Raw genomic sequence first — 19,030 nt, 5'->3', positions numbered from 1 at the left:
GGAGGGTGTGGGGCCGGTGTTGACGGTGTCGTTGGTGTGCCCGGTGGGGGTGTTGGGTGAGGTGGAGTTGGAGGCGCTGGGTGAGGCGTGGGTGGCGGTGTTGCGGGGTGTGGTGGTGCATGTGGTGGAGGAGTCGGGTGGGGGGCATACGCCGTCGGACTTCCCGTTGGTGGCTGGGCTGGGGCAGGGTGCGGTGGAGGAGTTGGAGGCGGCGGTTCCCGATCTGGTGGACGTGTGGTCGCTCTCCCCGTTGCAGGAAGGACTCCTCTTCCACGCCCGCTACGACGAGACGGGCAACGACGCCTACGTGGGCCAGCGCTTCGTCGACCTCGAAGGCCAGCTGGACGGCGAGTCGCTGCGCCGGTCCTGGCAGGTGTTGCTCGATCGACACGCCAGTCTGCGCACCGCGTTCCCGCAGCCGGCGGGCCTGGAAGATCCGGTGCAGGTGGTCTCGGCGGGGGTGGTGCTGCCCTGGCGGGAGGTGGACCTCTCCGACCTGCCCGACCCGGACGCCGGGATCAGCAGGCTCACGGACGAGGAACACCAGCGCTTCGACCTCACGAAGCCCCCGCTGCTTCGGCTGCTCCTGCTGAAGCTGGGCGACACCAGGCACCGCCTGGTCATCACCATGCACCACATCGTCATGGACGGCTGGTCGCTCCCCGTGCTCTTCGAGGAGCTTTCCCACATCCACGCGGCCGGCGGCAACGCGTCCGGCCTGCCTCCCGTCACCCCGTACCGCGACTACCTCGCCTGGCTCGACCGCCAGGACGCGGAGGCCGCCCGGACCGCTTGGCGTGAGCTGCTCGCGGACGTCACCGAGCCCACCGTGTTGGCCCCGCTGGACCGGGACGCCGAGTCGGTGCAGCCCCGACACGTCGTCCTCCAACTGGAAGAGCCGCTGACCCGAACGCTGCGCGAGACGGCGCGGGTGCGCGGACTGACGCTCAACACCGTGGTGCAAGGGGTCTGGGGCGCCCTGCTCGGCGTGCTCACCGGCAGGAGCGACGTGGTCTTCGGCGCCACGGTCGCCGGACGCCCCGCCGAACTCCCCGGGGTCGAGCGGATGCTCGGCCTGCTGATGAACACCATCCCGGTCAGGGTCACGCTCGACGCCCGGCTCACGATCGCCCAGCTGCTCACCGGACTCCAGGCGCAGCAGGCCGAGCTCATGGGGCACCAGCACATCGGTCTGGCCGAGATCCAGCGCACCGCCGGCCCCGGCTCGGCGTTCGACACCCTGGTCGTGTACGAGAACTATCCGCACGACCCCGACGCCGGACGTGACCTCGGCGGACTGCACATCGTCGGCGGGGGCGGCGAGGAAGCCGCTCACTACCCCCTGACCCTGGTCGTCTCGCCCTCCGAGCGACTTGAGCTCCAGCTCGACTACCGGCCTGACGTCCTCGACGAGGAGACGGTCCGCGCCCTCGGGGAGCGGGTGCGGCGCCTACTGGAACAGGTGGCCGCCGACCCGGACCTGCCGGTACCTCTCCTCGACGTGCTCGACGGCTCCGAACACGACCAGGTGACCCGGCGCTGGAACGACACGGACCGTGAGGTCCCCGTCGAAACGCTTCCCGAGCTGTTCGCGGCGCAGGTGGCGCGCACGCCCGGCGCGGTGGCGGTGATCGGCGCCGAGACGTCCTGGTCGTACGCCGATTTGGACGCCCGGTCGGACCGGGTTGCGGGCTGGCTGTCGAAGCGCGGTACGGGAACCGGTGGGCGGGTCGGCGTGCTGCTGGACCGTTCGCCGGAGTTGGTGGCGGTGCTCCTGGGCGTACTGAAGTCGGGTGCGGCGTATGTTCCGCTGGACGCGGCGCATCCCGTTGCTCGCCTCAGGGGCGTGGTGTCCGAGGCCGGGGTGTCGGTGGTGGTCGCGGACCGGGTGTGGGAGGGCTTGGACACGGTCCCGGTGGCCGATGTGCTGGCGGCTGCTCCGCTCAGCACGGCTCCCGTGGTGTCTCCGGATGCGCTGGCGTATGTGATGTACACGTCGGGTTCGACGGGTCGGCCGAAGGGTGTTGCGGTCACGCATCGCAATGTCGCGGCGTTCGTGGCGGATGGGGCGTGGCGTGATGATGTGGTGGAGCGGGTGTTGGTGCAGGCCAACCATGCCTTCGATGCGTCGACGTACGAGTTGTGGGTGCCGTTGGCGCGTGGTGGTCAGTTGGTCGTGGCGCCTTCCGGTGACTTGGACGCGGCTGAACGCGGTCGGTTGATCGCCGAGCACAAGGTCACCAATGTCCATGCGACGGCGGGTCTGTTCCGGGTGTTGGCGGAGGAGTCGCCGGAGATTTTCGCGGGTGTGCGTGAGGTGTCGACGGGTGGCGATGTCGTGTCGGCGTCCGCGATCCGTGCTCTCCTCGATGCGCACCCCGATCTGATCGTGCGGACGACGTACGGCCCGACCGAGACGACGGCGTTCACCACGGAGATTCCGTACACCGTGTCCGATGTCGTGCCTGATGCGGTGCCGATCGGTCGGCCGATGGACAACAGTCGGGCGTACGTCCTGGACGAGTTCCTGCGCCCGGTGCCGCCCGGTGTGACGGGTGAGCTCTACCTGTCGGGAGCCGGTCTGGCCCGCGGCTACGACGGTCGTCCGGGTCTGACCGCTGAGCGTTTCGTGGCCTCGCCGCACGGTGGTGGGCGGATGTACCGCACGGGTGACCTGGCTCGTTGGACGGCGGGCGGTGAGTTGCTGTTCGCGGGGCGTGCCGATGACCAGGTGAAGATCCGGGGCTTCCGGATCGAGCCGGGTGAGGTCGAGGCGGTGCTCGCCGCGCACGAGTCGGTGGGCCAGGCCGCGGTGATCGTCCGGGAGGACCAGCCGGGCGTCAAGCAGCTCGTCGCATACGTGGTGGCCGCAGGGGCGGACGTGGACACGGCAGCCCTGCTCGCCCGGGTGGCCGAGCGGTTGCCGGAGTACATGGTGCCGTCCGCGGTCATCGCGCTCGACACCCTGCCCGTCACGGTGAACGGCAAGCTCGACCGAGCCGCGCTCCCCGCGCCGGACCTGGGCGACGGAGGCGGCCGGGCCGCGGCGACCCCGCTGGAGGAACTGCTCTGCGGGCTCTTCGGCGAGGTATTGGGGCGGGACCGGGTCGGCGCCGAGGAGTCCTTCTTCGACCTCGGCGGTGACTCCCTGCTCGCCATGCGGCTCACGGCCCGGGTCCGTGCGGCCCTGGACGCCGAGGTCGGCATCCGTGAACTGTTCGGCACGCCCACCGTCGCCGGACTCGCGCGGCTGATCGAAGGCGCTCGGCAGAGCGGCCGGAGCGGGATCGTCGTACGCGAGCGCCCCGAGGTGTTGCCGCTGTCGTTCGGACAGCAGCGGATGTGGTTCCTCAACCGGATGGAGGAAGCGGGCGTCGGCGCGGCGTACAACATGCCCTTGGCGCTACGACTGTCCGGCGTGATGGACGTGTCGGCTCTGGAGGGCGCGCTGGGCGACCTCGCCGACCGGCACGAGACCCTGCGCACGGTCTTCCCCGACACGGCGGGGGTGCCCCGACAGCACGTCCTGACCGGTGCGGCGGGTCGCCCCGTGCTGGAGGTGCGTCCGATCGACGAGGCCGACCTCCCCGCGGTGCTGGTGGCCGAGGCCGCGCAGGGCTTCGACCTGGCCGGGGAGCTGCCCTGGCGGGTCACCCTGCTGGTGCTGTCCGACACGGAGTCCGTGTTGCTGTTGGTGGCCCACCACATCGCCGTCGACGGGTGGTCGATGGGCGTTCTCTCCCGTGACCTGCGGACCGCGTACGAGGCACGCCGTTCCGGTACCCCGGCCGACTGGTCGCCCCTGCCCGTTCAGTACGCCGACTACGCCCTGTGGCAGCACGACACGCTGGGCGACCCCAGCGACCCGGACAGCCTGATCAGCGGGCAACTCGACTACTGGCGTACGGCACTGGCTGACCTGCCGGAGGAGCTGACGCTCCCCGTGGACCGGTCCCGGAAGACCGTCGCCTCGTACGAGGGCGGGTCGGTTCCGGTCGACATCGACGGTGCGACCCATGCCGCGCTGGTGGACCTCGCCCGGCAGCATTCGGCAACGGTGTTCATGGTGGTGCAGGCGGCCCTCGCGATGCTGCTGGCCCGACTCGGCGCCGGTACCGACATTCCCGTCGGCACCGCGGTCGCCGGGCGCGCCGACCGTGAGCTGGACGACCTCGCCGGCTTCTTCGTCAACACTCTGGTCCTGCGCACCGACGTCAGCGGTGACCCGTCGTTCGATGAACTGCTCGCCCGGGTCCGGGACGCCGACCTCGCCGCCTACACCCACCAGGACGTGCCGTTCGAGCGGCTGGTGGACGAGTTGAACCCGGTGCGTTCCCTCTCGCGGCACCCGCTGTTCCAGATCATGTTGGTGCTCCAGAACGCCCCCGCCGAACCCTGGGACCTGCCGGGCCTGACCGTGCTTCCGCTGAGTGCCGAAGCGCTGCCCGACGAGGTACTGCCCGCCCGGTTCGATCTGTCGCTCAGCCTCGCGGAGCGGCGTGATGGGCGGGGTGTGCCGGTGGGGATCAGTGGGGATGTGCAGTTTGCGTTGGATTTGTTCGATGAGGTGTCGGTGCGGTTGTTGGTGGGTCGGTTGGTGGGGGTGTTGGGGCAGGTTGCGTTGGATTCTGGGGTGCGGGTGGGTGGGTTGGGTGTGGTGGTTGAGGGTGATCCGGTGCCGGTGGTGGGTGATGGGGTAGCGCCGGTGGTGTTGTGGTCGGAGGGGTTTGAGGCGCAGGTGGCGCGGACTCCTGGTGCGGTGGCTGTGGTGGGTGTGGGTGGTTCGTTGTCGTATGAGGAGTTGGATGGTCGGGCGAATCGGGTGGCGCGTGCGTTGATTGCGCGGGGTGTGGGTGCGGAGGATCGGGTGGCGGTGGTGATGGATCGCTCGATCGATCAAGTTGTCGTGATGATCGGTGTGTTGAAGGCTGGTGGGGTGTATGTGCCGGTGGATCCGGGTTATCCGGCGGGTCGGGTGGGGTTGATTCTTGAGGGTGCGGGTGTGGGGTTGGTGGTGTGTGAGGCGGGGACTGTGGGGTTGGTTCCTGAGGGTGTGGAGCGGTGGGTGTGGGGGCTTGAGGAACTGGCGGGGTTGTCGTCGGCCAAGGTTGTGGATGGGGATCGGTTGCGGCCTTTGGTGCCGGCGAATGGGGCGTATGTGGTGTTTACGTCGGGGTCTTCGGGTGTGCCGAAGGGGGTGGTGGTGTCGCATGTGGGGTTGGGGGGTTTGGTGGGTGCGCAGGTGGAGCGGTTGGGGTTGGGGGTGGGTTCGCGGGTGTTGCAGTTCGCGGCGCTGGGTTTTGATGCGGTGGTGTCTGAGGTGGGGATGGCGTTGTGGTCGGGTGCTGCGTTGGTGGTGGTGCCGGGTGATCGGATGCCGCCGTTTGTGGATGTGGAGGTGGTGTTGGGGGAGTTCGGGGTGACGCATGTGACGTTGCCGCCGTCGGTGTTGGGTGGGGTGGGGTCGTTGCCGGGTTCGGTGGTGTCGGTGGTGGTGGCGGGTGAGGTGTGCCCGCCGGGGTTGGTGGAGCGCTGGGGCCCCGGATTGTCGGGCGGCTTGGTCAATGCGTACGGGCCGACCGAGGTGACGGTGTGCGCGACGATGTCGCACGCGCTGACGCCCACCACGACTACCGGCGTGGGCGTGGCTGTGGGTGGGCCGGTGTGGGGTGCGGGCGTGGCGGTGTTGGATGAGTGGTTGCGTCCGGTGGGGCGTGGTGTGGTGGGTGAGTTGTATGTGTGGGGTGGTGGGGTTGCTCGGGGGTATGTGGGTCGTTCGGGTTTGACGTCGGAGCGGTTCGTGGCGTGCCCGTTCGGTGGTGCGGGTGAGCGGATGTACCGGACGGGTGACCTGGTCCGCTGGGCCAACGACAGCGACAGCGACGGCGACAGCGGCGGTGCTGCCGGCTTGGTCGTGGTGGGGCGTGTGGACGACCAGGTGAAGCTGCGGGGGTTCCGTATCGAGCCGGGTGAGGTCGAGGCGACCTTGGCCTCCCACGAATCCGTGGGCCAAGCAGTGGTGGTGGTGCGCGAGGACCAACCGGACGTGAAACGCCTCGTCGCCTACGTGGTGCCCGCGCCCTCCGCCGCTCCCGTGCCGTTGGACGGCAAGGCGTTGCGGGACTTCGCGGCGCTGACCCTGCCCGACCACATGGTGCCGTCGACGGTCGTGGTCCTGGACGCCGTTCCGCTGACGCCCAACGGCAAGCTGGACCGGGCCGCCCTGCCCGCTCCGACCCAGGAACCGACCTCCGGCCGGACGCCCACCACCCCCCTGGAGGAGATCCTCGCCGGACTGTTCGCCGAGGTCCTCGGAGCGGACCTGGTGGGCGTCGAGGACTCGTTCTTCGAACTCGGCGGTGACTCGCTGCTCGCCATGCGGCTGGTCGCGTCGATCCGCGCGGCCCTGGACACCGAGGTCGGCATCCGTGAACTGTTCACGACCCCGACCGTGGCCGGTCTCGCCGCACGGATCACCGAGGTCCCGGGGCGTCCGGCGCGGCCCGGGATCGTCGCCCGGGAGCAGCGCCCCGCCGAGTTGCCGCTGTCGTTCGGACAGCAGCGGATGTGGTTCCTCAACCGGCTGGAGGAGTCGGGTGCCGCCGCGGCCTACAACATGCCGTTGGCGCTGCGACTGACCGGTGCGCTGGACACGGGCGCGCTGGAAGCGGCCCTGGGGGACGTGGCCGACCGGCACGAGACCCTGCGCACCGTCTTCCCCGCGGCGGAGGGCGTCGCCCGACAACTCGTCGTCGAGGGACCCGACGGGCGCCCCGCCTTACGCACTCGGACGGTCACGGAAGCCGAACTAGCGCGTGTCATGGCGGAGTTGGCGAGCCAGCCGTTCGATCTGACCCGGGACCTGCCGTGGCGGGCCGAGTTGCTGGCGGTCTCCGAGTCGGAGTCCGTTCTGCTCCTCCTCGCCCACCACATCGCCGTCGACGGCTGGTCGATGGGCGTCCTGTCCGAGGACCTGCGGACCGCGTACGCGGCGCGTCTCGACGGTGCGGGCCCCGACTGGTCCCCGCTGCCGGTCCAGTACGCGGACTACGCCCTGTGGCAGCGCGAGACGCTCGGCGAACTGACCGACCCGGACAGCCTGTTGAACGCCCAGCTGGGCTACTGGCGGACGGCGCTCGCCGGACTTCCCGACGAGTTGAACCTCCCCGCGGACCGGCCCCGGCCCGCCGTCGGAACGTTCGGCGGCGGCTGGGTCCCGATGACGGTCGGCCCGGACACCCACGCCGGACTCGCGGCCGTCGCCCGACGCGGTTCGGCGACGGTGTTCATGGTGGTGCAGGCGGCACTGGCCCTGCTGCTCAGCCGGCTCGGCGCGGGCACGGACATCCCCGTCGGCACACCCGTCGCGGGGCGCCCCGATCCGGTGCTCGACGACCTCGCCGGGTTCTTCGTCAACACCCTGGTGCTGCGCACGGACACGGCCGGGAACCCGAGCTTCGAGGAGCTGCTCGCCCGGGTCCGGGAGGCGGACCTCGCCGCCTTCGCCCATCAGGACGTGCCGTTCGAGAGGCTGGTGGACGACCTCAGCCCGGCCAGGTCGCTGTCCCGGCACCCCCTGTTCCAGGTGCTGCTCACCGTCGACAACACGCCCGGCGCCGACGCCTCCTGGGGCCTCGACGGTCTGGACGTCCGTCCCGTGCTGGCCGACGAGACGTTCTCGGCCCGCTTCGACCTCTCCCTCGGGCTGGTGGAACGCCGCGACGAGCAGGGCGCGCCCACCGGCATCGAGGGTGGCTTCCAGTACGCGGTCGACCTGTTCGACGAGGACACCGCCCGCACCCTCGCCGTGCGGCTCGAACGGCTCCTCGACCAGGTGGCCCGGGCCCCGGGCCGGCACGCCGACGAGTTCGAGGTCATGAGCGCCGACGAGCGCGACCTCGTCGTCCGGACCTGGAACGACACCGGGCGGCCCGTCGAACCCACCACCCTGCCCGACCTGTTCGTGGCCCAGGCCCGGCGGACCCCCGATGCGGTGGCGGTCACCGACGAAGGGTCCACGCTGTCGTACCGGGAGTTGGACGAGCGCGCCAACCAGGTCGCGCACTGGCTGGGCGCCCGCGGGGTGCGCCCCGGTAGTCGGGTCGCGCTGCTGCTGGAGCGGTCCGTCGACCTGTCGGTGGTGCTGTGGGGCGTGCTGAAGGCCGGGGCCGCGTACGTTCCGGTGGACCCGGACCACCCGGCCGAGCGCATCGCCTACGTGTTGGACGACGCGGCGCCCACCGTGGTCCTGTGCACCGCCTCCACCGGCGGCGACCGGGCGGGTGCCGACGGCTGGACGGTGTGGGACGCGCCCGACACCGTCCGGGACGTGGCCTCGTACCCCACCACGGCACCGGGTACCCCGCCCACCCCGGGCACCGCGGCGTACGTCATCTACACCTCGGGGTCCACCGGCCGTCCGAAGGGCGTGGTGGTCAGCCACCGGTCCATCGCCAACAAGCTGCTGTGGATGCAGGACACCTACGGCCTCACCGCCGAGGACCGGGTGCTCCAGAAGACGCCGACGGGTTTCGACGTCTCCGTGTGGGAGTTGTTCTGGCCGCTGCTCACGGGCGCCGCGCTGGTGATGGCGCGGCCGGGCGGGCACCGGGACCCGGCCTACCTGGTCGACGTCGTGCAACGCCGCGCGGTGACGGTGATCCACTTCGTGCCGTCGATGCTGGGGGCGTTCCTCCAGGAGGTCGGCCCGGGGGACTGCCCGGGACTGCGCCGCGTCTTCGCCAGCGGCGAGGCCCTCACGGGCGAGCTGGTGGCGGAGTTCCGCGAGCGGATCGGGGTGCGCCTGCACAACCTGTACGGACCGACCGAGGCGGCGGTCGAGGTGACCGCCTGGGACGGCACCGACGGGGCCCCCGCCGGCCCCGTGCCGATCGGCCGACCGGTGTGGAACACGCAGACGTACGTACTGGACGACTCCCTGCGGCCGGTGCCCCCGGGGGTGTCGGGTGAACTCCACCTCGCGGGCGTCCAACTCGCCCGCGGGTACGCGGGGCGCCCGGGGCTAACGGCCGAACGTTTCGTCGCCTCCCCGTTCGGCGCTCCCGGCGAGCGGATGTACCGGACGGGAGACCTGGCGCGCTGGACCAAGGACGGCGAGCTGGTCTACCTGGGCCGGGCCGACGACCAGGTGAAGATCCGCGGCTTCCGCATCGAGCTGGGCGAGGTGGAGTCCGTCCTCGCCGCGCACGCGTCGGTCGGCCAGGTGGCGGTGGTCGTCCGGGAGGACCAGCCGGGCGTGAAGCGCCTGGTGGCGTACGTCGTCCCGGCGGGCGAGGGCGTCGACACGGAAGCGCTCCGGGAGCACGGTTCGCTGACCCTGCCGGAGTACATGGTGCCGGCCGCGTTCGTCGTCCTGGACGCCCTGCCGGTGACGGTCAACGGGAAGCTGGACCGGGCCGCCCTGCCGGCCCCGGAGATCCGGGTGTCCGAGGGCCGGGGTCCGCGGACACCCGTGGAGGAACTGTTCTGCGGCCTGTTCGGCGAGGTGCTGGGCCTGGACCGGGTCGGCGCGGAGGACTCGTTCTTCGAGCTGGGCGGCGACTCGATCATGTCGATGCTGGTGGTGGCGCGGGCGCGGCGGGCCGGTGTGGTGATCACGGCGCGCGAGGTCTTCGAGCGGAAGACCCCGGCCGGGCTCGCCGTGGTCGCCCGGGAACTGTCGGGCGCCGGGGCGCCGGACGGCGCCGCGGTGCCGGCGGTCGGCGCGGTGCCGTTGACACCGGTGATGCGCGAACTGGTCGAACGGGCCGGGCCGGTGGCGTTGACGGGCACCTTCTCCCAGTCGACGGCCGTGGAGGTACCGGCGGGCTTGGACCTGCCCCGACTGGAGGCGGCACTCCACGCGGTCGTGGACCACCACGACGTACTGCGCGCCCGACTGGAACTGGTCGACGGCGCACCGGACCGACTGACCGTCCCCGACGCGGGAACCGTCACCGTGCCGGTGGACCGTGTCGACGCGAGCGACGGGGACCTCACCCAACTGATCCGCGGCGCCGAGCGCACCGCCGTGCAGCAACTCGACCCGGTCACCGGCCCGATGATGCGTGCGGTCTGGTTCGACCGGGGCCCCGACACCACCGGTCGGCTGCTGCTCGTGGTGCACCACCTCGCGGTCGACGGAGTGTCCTGGCGGGTCCTCGTACCGGACCTCGCCGCGGCCTACGACGCCGCGGGCGAACCGTCGGCGGACCACCGCCCGGACCCGGTGGGAACGTCGTTCCGCCAGTGGGCGCTGGCGCTCGCCCGGGAGGCCACCAGCGCCGACCGGCTCGCCGAACTCCCGCAGTGGACGGCGATCCTGGAGGGTTCGGACACCCCGCTCGGCGGCCGGGCGCTCGACCCCGACGTCGACACGGCAGCCGCGGGCGCCCACCAGGTCGAGGTGCGGGTCCCGGCGTCGGTCACCGCCGACCTGCTGACCCGGGTGCCCGCCGCCTTCCACGCCGGGATCGAGGACGTCCTGTTGGCCGGCCTGGTCGCCGCCGTGCAGCAATGGCGCGGCACCCCCGGCCCCGTACTCGTCGACGTGGAGGGCCACGGCCGGGAGCCGCTCGCCGAGTTCATGGACCTCACCCGCACGGTCGGCTGGTTCACCAGCTCCCACCCGCTGCGCCTGGACGCCGAGGGCGTCGACGGCGCCGGAGTCCGGGCGGGCGGCCCGGAGGCGGCCCGGCTGCTGAAGACGGTCAAGGAACAGATCAGGGCGGTCCCCGGGGACGGCCTCGGCTACGGTCTGCTCCGGTACGCCAACCCGGCGACGGCAGCGGCCTTCGACGCCCTGCCCAGCGCGCAGATCGGCTTCAACTACCTGGGCCGCTTCACCACCAACACCGCCAACAACACAGACACGGGCGGCAGTTGGAGTCCCGACTCCAGTACGGTCCTCGGTGGCGCCGCCGATCCCCGGATGGCCCTGCTGCACGCCCTCGAAGCCGGTGGCCTGGTCCGTGACCTGGCGGACGGCCCCGAGATGACCCTCAGCCTGGGCAGCCCCGCCGGACTCGTCGAGCAGCAGGCGCTCCAGGAACTCACCTCCCACTGGGTCGCGATGCTGACCGGTCTCGCCACCCGCGCCGCCGACCCGGCGGGCGGCGGACACACCGCCTCCGACTTCCCGCTCGTCGACCTCGACCAGCACGAAGTGGAGGAGCTGGAGGAAGCGGTCCCCGACCTGACCGACATCTGGCCGCTGTCCCCGCTCCAGGAGGGAATGCTCTTCCACGCCCGGTACGACGAGGGCACCAAGGACGTGTACGTCGGCCAGCGGACCCTCGACCTCGAAGGCGACCTCGACCCGGCGACCCTCCGCGCCTCCTGGCAGGCCCTGCTGGACCGCCACGCCAGCCTGCGCACCGGAATCCGCCAGCGGACCGGGGCGGGCACCCCGGTCCAGGTGGTCGCCACCGGCGTCCGGCCGCCCTGGCGGGAGGTGGACCTGTCGTCGCTGCCCCCGGCCGAAGCGCAGACCGAGGCACTGCGGCTCGCCGCGGAGGAACACACCAGGTTCGACCTGACCACCCCGCCCCTGCTCCGCTTCCTGCTCCTGCGGACCGGGCCGGCCCGTCACCGCCTCGTCATGACGATGCACCACATCGTCCTGGACGGCTGGTCGATGCCGCTGCTGTTCGGCGAACTGTCCGAGGTCTACGCGGCCGGCGGCGACGCCTCCGGACTGCCGCCCGTCACCCCGTACCGCGACTACCTGGCCTGGCTGGACCGCCAGGACCGCGAGGTCTCCGCCGAGGCGTGGCGGACCGCCCTGTCCGGCGTCACCGAACCGACCCTGGTCACCCGGATGGACCGGGACGCCGAACCCCTGCGCTCCCAGCACGTCACCGCCCTGCTCGACGCCCGGGTCACCACCGCACTGCGGGAGACGGCGAGGGCCCAGGGCCTCACCCTGAACACCGTGGTCCAGGGCGCCTGGGCGGTGCTCGTCGCCCTGCTCACCGGCCGTGACGACGTCGTCTTCGGGACGACCGTCGCCGGGCGGCCCGCGGAGATACCCGGGGTCGAGCGGATGCTCGGGCTGTTCATCAACACCGTCCCCGTCCGGGTCCGCATCGACCCCGGGCAGAGCGTCCTCGACCTGCTCACCGCCCTCCAGGCCGAGCAGGCCGGACTCATCGCCCACCAGTACACCGGCCTCACCGAGATCCAACGCCTGGCCGGCCCCGGGGCGACCTTCGACACCCTCGTCGTCTACGAGAACTACCCCCACGACCCGGACTCCGGCGAACGACTCGGCGGACTGCGGATCACCGGGGGCAGCGGCGACGAGGCCAGCCACTACCCGCTCACCCTGATCGCGTCCCCGGCCGACCGACTCGAACTGCGCCTCGACTACCGGCCCGACCTCTTCGACGAGGCGACCGTGCAGACCCTGGTGGACCGCACCCGGCGCATCCTCACCGCGATGGCCGCCGCCCCCGACGCCCCGACCAGCCGCATCCGCTTCCTCCTCGAATCCGAACACGAGCGGCTGGTCACCCGGTGGAACGACACCGCGCACCCGCTGCCCGAAGCGACCCTGCCGGAACTCTTCGAAGAGCGGGTCCGCCGCTCCCCGGACGCGATCGCCGTCGACCACGACGGCACCCCCACCACCTACGCCGAACTCAACCGCCGCGCCAACCGACTGGCCCACCGGCTGATCGCCCTCGGCGTGGGCCCCGAACACCGGGTCGGCGTACTGCACCGCAGGTCCCCCGAACTGATCGTGTCGATCCTCGCCGTGCTGAAGGCCGGCGGGACCTACGTGCCCCTGGACGCCGACGCCCCGGCCGACCGGCTCCGACGCATCGTCGACGACGCCTCGGCCACCGTCCTGCTGACGGACCGCGCCCTGCTAACCTCCGCGGCGGCCGAGCGCGCCGACACCGTCGTCCTCGTCGACGCCGAACCGTCCGACACGGCCCGGGAACCGGCGACCACCGCCACCGACCCCACCTCCGACCCGGACCGGCCCGGCCACCTCGAGCAACTCGCGTACGTGATGTTCACCTCCGGCTCCACCGGCGTCCCCAAGGGCGTCGCGGTCACCCACCGCGCGGTCATCGGACTGGCCCTGGACCCCCGCTGGGACGGCAGCGGCAGCCGGGAACGCGTCCTGCTGCACTCGCCGCAGTTCTTCGACGCCTCCACCTACGAACTGTGGGTCCCCCTCCTCGGCGGCGGCACCCTCGTGGTGGCACCCCCCGACGTGGACGCCCGCGCCCTGGAACGCCTCGTCCCCGACCGGGGGATCACCGCACTGTGGCTGACCGCCGGACTCTTCCGGCTGCTGGCCGAAGAGGCGCCCGGCTGCTTCCACGGCGTCCGCGAGGTGTGGACCGGCGGCGAGGCCGTGCCCGCCGCAGCGGTCCGCCGGGTCCTCGAAGCGTCCCCCGGCACCACCGTCGTCGACGGCTACGGCCCCACCGAAACCACCACCTTCGCCACCGCGCACCCCCTCACCCGGGCCGAGGGGGTACCCGACTCCGTCCCCATCGGCCGCCCGATGGCGAACATGCGGGTGTACGTGCTCGACGGCGCCCTGCGGCCCGTGCCCGAAGCGGTGCCCGGCGAGCTGTACATCGCCGGGACCGGCCTCGCCCGCGGCTACCTCGACCGCGCCGCCCTGACCTCCGAACGGTTCCTCGCCGACCCCTTCGCACCCGCCGCCGCCCGCATGTACCGCACCGGCGACGTCGTACGCTGGCTGCCCGACGGCACGCTGGAGTTCGTGGGGCGCGCCGACGACCAGGTGAAGGTCCGCGGCTTCCGCATCGAGCCCGCCGAGATCGAGGCCGTCCTCACCCGGCACCCCGCCGTCGCCCAGGTCGGCGTGCTCGCCCGGGAGGACACCCCGGGCGTCAAGCGCCTCGTCGCCTACGCCGTGCCCAGGGCGGACGCCGACCTCACCGGACTACGGGACTTCGCCGCCGAGCACCTGCCCGAGTACATGGTCCCCACCGTGGTGGAACTGGACGCCCTGCCGCTCACCGTGAACGGCAAGCTCGACCGCGCCGCCCTGCCCGCCCCCGAGTACGCCGCCGACACCGGACGGGCACCCGCCACCGCGGCGGAAGAAGCGCTCTGCGCGCTCTACGCCGAGGTACTGGACCTGGACCGGGTCGGCCCCGACGACTCCTTCTTCGACCTCGGCGGCGACTCCCTGCTGGCGATGCGGCTCGTCGTCCGCGTCCGCGCGGTCCTGGACACCGAGATCACCGTGCGGGAGCTGTTCGGCACCCCGACCGTCGCCGCACTCGCCCGACTGGTCGAGGCCAACGAGGACGGCACCCGCACCGGCCTCGTCGCCCGCGAACGCCCCGAAGTCCTCCCGCTGTCGTTCGGACAGCAACGCATGTGGTTCCTCAACCAACTCCAGGAGAGCGGAGCCCAGTCGGCCGACAACGTGCCGCTGGCCCTCTGGTTCTCCGGCCCGCTGGACGTCGAAGCCCTCGAAGCGGCCCTACGGGACGTCGCGTACCGGCACGAGACCCTGCGCACCGTGTTCCCCGCCACCGGCGGCAGCCCGCGCCCCCGACTGCTCGACTCGGCGCCGCCACTGCGCGTCCGACACGTCACCGGACCCGAACTGCCCGACGCACTGGCCGACGCCGCCACCCGCGGCTTCGACCTCGCCCGTGACCTGCCCTGGCGAACGGAACTCCTGGTCCGCACGGACCTCACCACCACGGACGCCGACGCAACCACCACGGACACGCCGTCCGGAACCTCCGCCGAGTACGTCCTGATGCTGGTCGCCCACCACATCGCCGTCGACGGCTGGTCCATGGGCGTACTCGCCCGCGACCTGCGCACCGCCTACGGGGCCCGCCGCGACGGCTCCGCCCCCGACTGGCAGCCGCTGCCCGTCCAGTACGCCGACTACGCCATCTGGCAGCGCGAGGTCCTCGGCGACCTCGACGAGCCGGACAGCCTGATCAGCGCCCAACTCGCCCACTGGCGCGACGCCCTCGCCGGAATCCCCGAGGAACTGGCCCTCCCCACCGACCGGACCCGCCCCGCCATTCCCACGTTCCGGGGCGGCTCCGTACCGCTCGACCTCGGCCCGGCCACCCACGCGGGCCTGCTGGACGCGGCCCGACGAGGCTCCGCAACCCTGTTCATGGTCGTGCAGACCGCCCTCGCCATGCTGCTGACCCGACTCGGCGCCGGCACCGACATCCCCGTCGGCACCGCCGTCGCCGGACGCGGCGACTCCGCACTGGAGGACCTCGCCGGTTTCTTCGTCAACACCCTGGTGCTGCGCGCCGACACGACCGGCAACCCGACGTTCGAGGAGCTCCTGACCCGGGTCCGGGAGGCGGACCTCGCCGCCTACGCCCACCAGGACGTGCCCTTCGAACGGCTCGTCGACGACATCGGCGTCGAACGCTCCCTCGCCCGCCACCCGCTGTTCCAGATCATGCTGGTGCTCCAGAACATCCCCACCGCGGAGTGGGGACTGCCCGGACTGACCATGCAGCAGCAGGAGTCCGAAACCCTCCCGGACGCCGCCCTCCCGTCCCGCTTCGACCTCTCGGTCAACCTCACCGAACACCACGACGACCACGGCGCACCGGCCGGCCTCGGCGGCGGCGTCCAGTACTCCGCCGACCTGTTCGACGGACCGACGGTCAAGACCCTGGCCGAACGGCTCGCACGGATCCTGGACCAGGTCGGCGCCGACCCGCGACTGCGCCTCGCCGACCTCGACGTACTGGAACCCCACGAGGAACGCACGGTCGTCCAGGACTGGAACGCCACGGAACGGGAGCTGCCCGCCTCGACGGTCCCGGCCCTGTTCGCGGCGCAGATGGCACGCACGCCCGACGCCGCGGCCGTGGTGGGAGGCGAAGCGCACTGGTCCTACGCCGAGTTGGACGCCCTCTCCGACCGCGTGGCGGGATGGTTGGCGAGCCGCGGCGTGGGCCCGGGCGGCCGGCTGGGCGTGCTGATGGACCGCTCACCGGAGTTGGTGGCGGTGCTCCTCGGCGTACTGAAGTCGGGTGCGGCGTACGTTCCGCTGGACGCGGCGCATCCCGTTGCTCGCCTCAAGGGTGTGGTGTCCGAAGCCGGGGTGTCGGTGGTCGTCGCTGACCGGGTGTGGGAGGGCCTGGAAACCGTCCCGGTGACCGATGTTCTGGCGGCTGCTCCGCTCAGCACGGCTCCCGTGGTGTCTCCGGAATCCCTCGCGTACGTGATGTACACGTCGGGTTCGACGGGTCGGCCGAAGGGTGTTGCGGTCACGCATCGCAATGTTGCGGCGTTCGTTGCGGACCGGGCGTGGCGTGATGATGTGGTGGAGCGGGTGTTGGTGCAGGCCAACCACGCCTTCGACGCGTCGACGTACGAGTTGTGGGTGCCGTTGGCGCGTGGTGGTCAGCTGGTCGTGGCGCCCTCGGGTGATCTGGACGCGGCTCAGCGCGGTCGGTTGATCGCCGATTACGGGGTCACCAACGTCCACGCGACGGCGGGTCTGTTCCGGGTGTTGGCGGAGGAGTCGCCGGAGATCTTCGCCGGGGTCCGTGAGGTCTCGACAGGTGGTGACGTAGTCTCCGCGTCCGCGATCCGGGCCCTCCTCGAAGTGCACCCCGATCTGATCGTGCGGACGACGTACGGCCCGACCGAGACGACGGCGTTCACCACGGAGATTCCGTACACCGTGTCCGATGTCGTGCCTGATGCGGTGCCGATCGGTCGGCCGATGGACAACAGTCGGGCGTACGTCCTGGACGAGTTCCTGCGCCCGGTCCCGCCCGGTGTGACGGGCGAGCTCTACCTGTCGGGCGCCGGACTCGCCCGCGGCTACGACAGCCGCCCGGGACTGACCGCCGAGCGGTTCATCGCCTCGCCGTTCGGTGGGCGGATGTACCGCACGGGTGACCTCGCACGGTGGACCGAGCGGGGCGAGCTGCTGTTCGGCGGGCGGGCGGACGACCAGGTGAAGATCCGGGGCTTTCGGATCGAACCGGGTGAGGTCGAGGCGGTCCTCGCCGCGCACGAGTCGGTCGGTCAGGTGGCGGTGGTGGTCCGGGAGGACCAGCCGGGCGCCAAGCGGCTCGTCGCGTACGTGGTCGCGGCGGGCGACTCGCTCGACACCAACGCGCTCCGCGAGCTCGTCGCGGGCAGGTTGCCGGAGTACATGGTGCCGTCCGCGGTCATGGCGCTCGACACCCTGCCCGTCACGGTGAACGGCAAGCTCGACCGGGCGGCCCTGCCCGCGCCCGAGGTGACGGTGTCGGCCGGTCGGGGTCCACAGACCCCGGTCGAGGAACTGCTGTGCGGGCTGTTCCGCGACGTCCTGGGCCTGGAGTGGGTCGGCGCGGAGGACTCGTTCTTCGAACTCGGCGGCGACTCGATCATGTCGATGCTGATGGTGGCCCGGGCCCGGCGCGCCGGTGTGGTGATCACCGCTCGACAGGTGTTCGAACGGAAGACCCCGGCCGCGCTCGCCGCGGTCGCCGTGACCACCGATGCCCACGAGGCGGGCGCGGGCCCCCGAGAGGACGACATCGGCACGGGACGGGCCCCGCTCACCCCGGTCATGCTGGACCTGGTGGAGCGCTCCGGCCCCGCGGCACTGACCGGGGTGCTGTCCCAGTCGATGCTGATCGAAACTCCCGCCGGCCTCGACCTGACCCTGCTGGAATCGGCCCTCCAAGCGGTGCTGGACCACCACGAGATCCTGCGCGCCCGGCTCGTCACCGACGACTCCACCTACCTGGAGGTACCCGGACCGGTCCCGGCGGCCGAACGCCTACTGCGGGTGGACACCGCGGGGCTGGACGTCGAAACGGCCGCCGAACTGCTCCAGGCAGAGGGGCGCCGCGCGGTGGACCGGCTGGACCCGCGGGCCGGCGCGATGCTCCAGGCGGTCTGGTTCGACGCGGGACCCGACGCCCCCGGGCGTCTGCTGCTGGTCGCCCACCACCTGGTGATCGACGGAGTCTCCTGGCGCGTGCTCGTGCCCGACCTCGCCGCCGCAGCCGCGGCCCTGGCCGACGGCGGGACTCCGGACCTGGTGCGCGGAACGTCCTACCGGCGCTGGGCCAGGACCCTGGAGAACGAGGCGTTGAGCTCCGAGCGGACCGCCGAACTGTCCACCTGGACGCGCTCCCTGCGCGGACCCAACCCCTTGCTCGGCAAGCGCGCACTCGACCCCGCGGTGGACACCGTCGCCGGCGGGGTGCGGCTGATCGAGGCCAGGCTCCCGGTTCCGGTCACGAATGACCTCCTCACCCGTGTCCCGGCGGCCTTCGACGCCGGCGTCGACGACGTGCTGCTGGCCGGCCTGGTGGCAGCCGTCGGCGAATGGCGGCGCCGCAAGGGTCGCAACCTGGCGGGCGGTGTACTGGTCGACATCGAGAGTCACGGCCGTGAGCCGCTCTCCGACGACATGGACCTCACCCGTACGGTCGGCTGGTTCACGAGCAGCCACCCCGTGCGGCTCGACCCCGGCACCACCGAGTACGCGGTGATCCGCTCCGGGGGCCCAGCGGTGGCCCGACTGGTCCGTCGGGTCAGGGAGCAGTTGCGGGCCGTGCCCGGCGACGGGCTGGGCTTCGGGCTGCTGCGCCACCTCAACCCCAAGACCTCCGAGGCGCTGGCCGGGCTGCCGAGCCCCCAGATCGGCTTCAACTACCTGGGCCGGTTCGGCGCCGGCCAGGCGGACCCGCAGGGGGACACCGCCTGGCAGCCGGCGGGGGACTCGGTGCTCGGCGGCACGGCCGATGCGGACACTCCCGCCGCCCATCTGCTGGAGGCGGGCGGCATCGTTCGGGACCTGCCGGAAGGCCCCGAACTGACGGTCTCCCTGGTCTGCCCGGTCGGACCCCTCGATCAGGCGGCCCTCCAGGACCTGATCGACGGGTGGGTGGCGATGCTCACGGGGCTCGCGGCCCACCACCCGGAAACGCACCAAGACAAGCAGGCACCTTCGGACTTTCCGCTCGTCGCCCTGGCACAGAGCCAGATCGATGCGCTTCAGAGCAAGCTCTCAGGCGAGAAGGAGTGA

1 protein-coding gene is annotated in these 19,030 nt (G+C 71.9%); it reads left to right on the top strand.

The genetic code is table 11. The annotated features are described in order from the left end of the window. Nucleotides 1-16 precede the first annotated feature (16 nt). On the top strand, nucleotides 17-19,030 hold the full coding sequence (locus ACFV88_RS04815) for a non-ribosomal peptide synthase/polyketide synthase (protein ID WP_385485990.1): 19,014 nt from the start codon (nucleotides 17-19) through the stop codon (nucleotides 19,028-19,030).

This window comes from Streptomyces sp. NPDC059816 (genome assembly GCF_042732055.1).
Classification (GTDB): Bacteria; Actinomycetota; Actinomycetes; order Streptomycetales; family Streptomycetaceae; genus Streptomyces.
The sequence above is the reverse complement of the archived record's forward strand: the minus strand, read 5'-3'. Positions and strand labels throughout refer to the sequence as shown.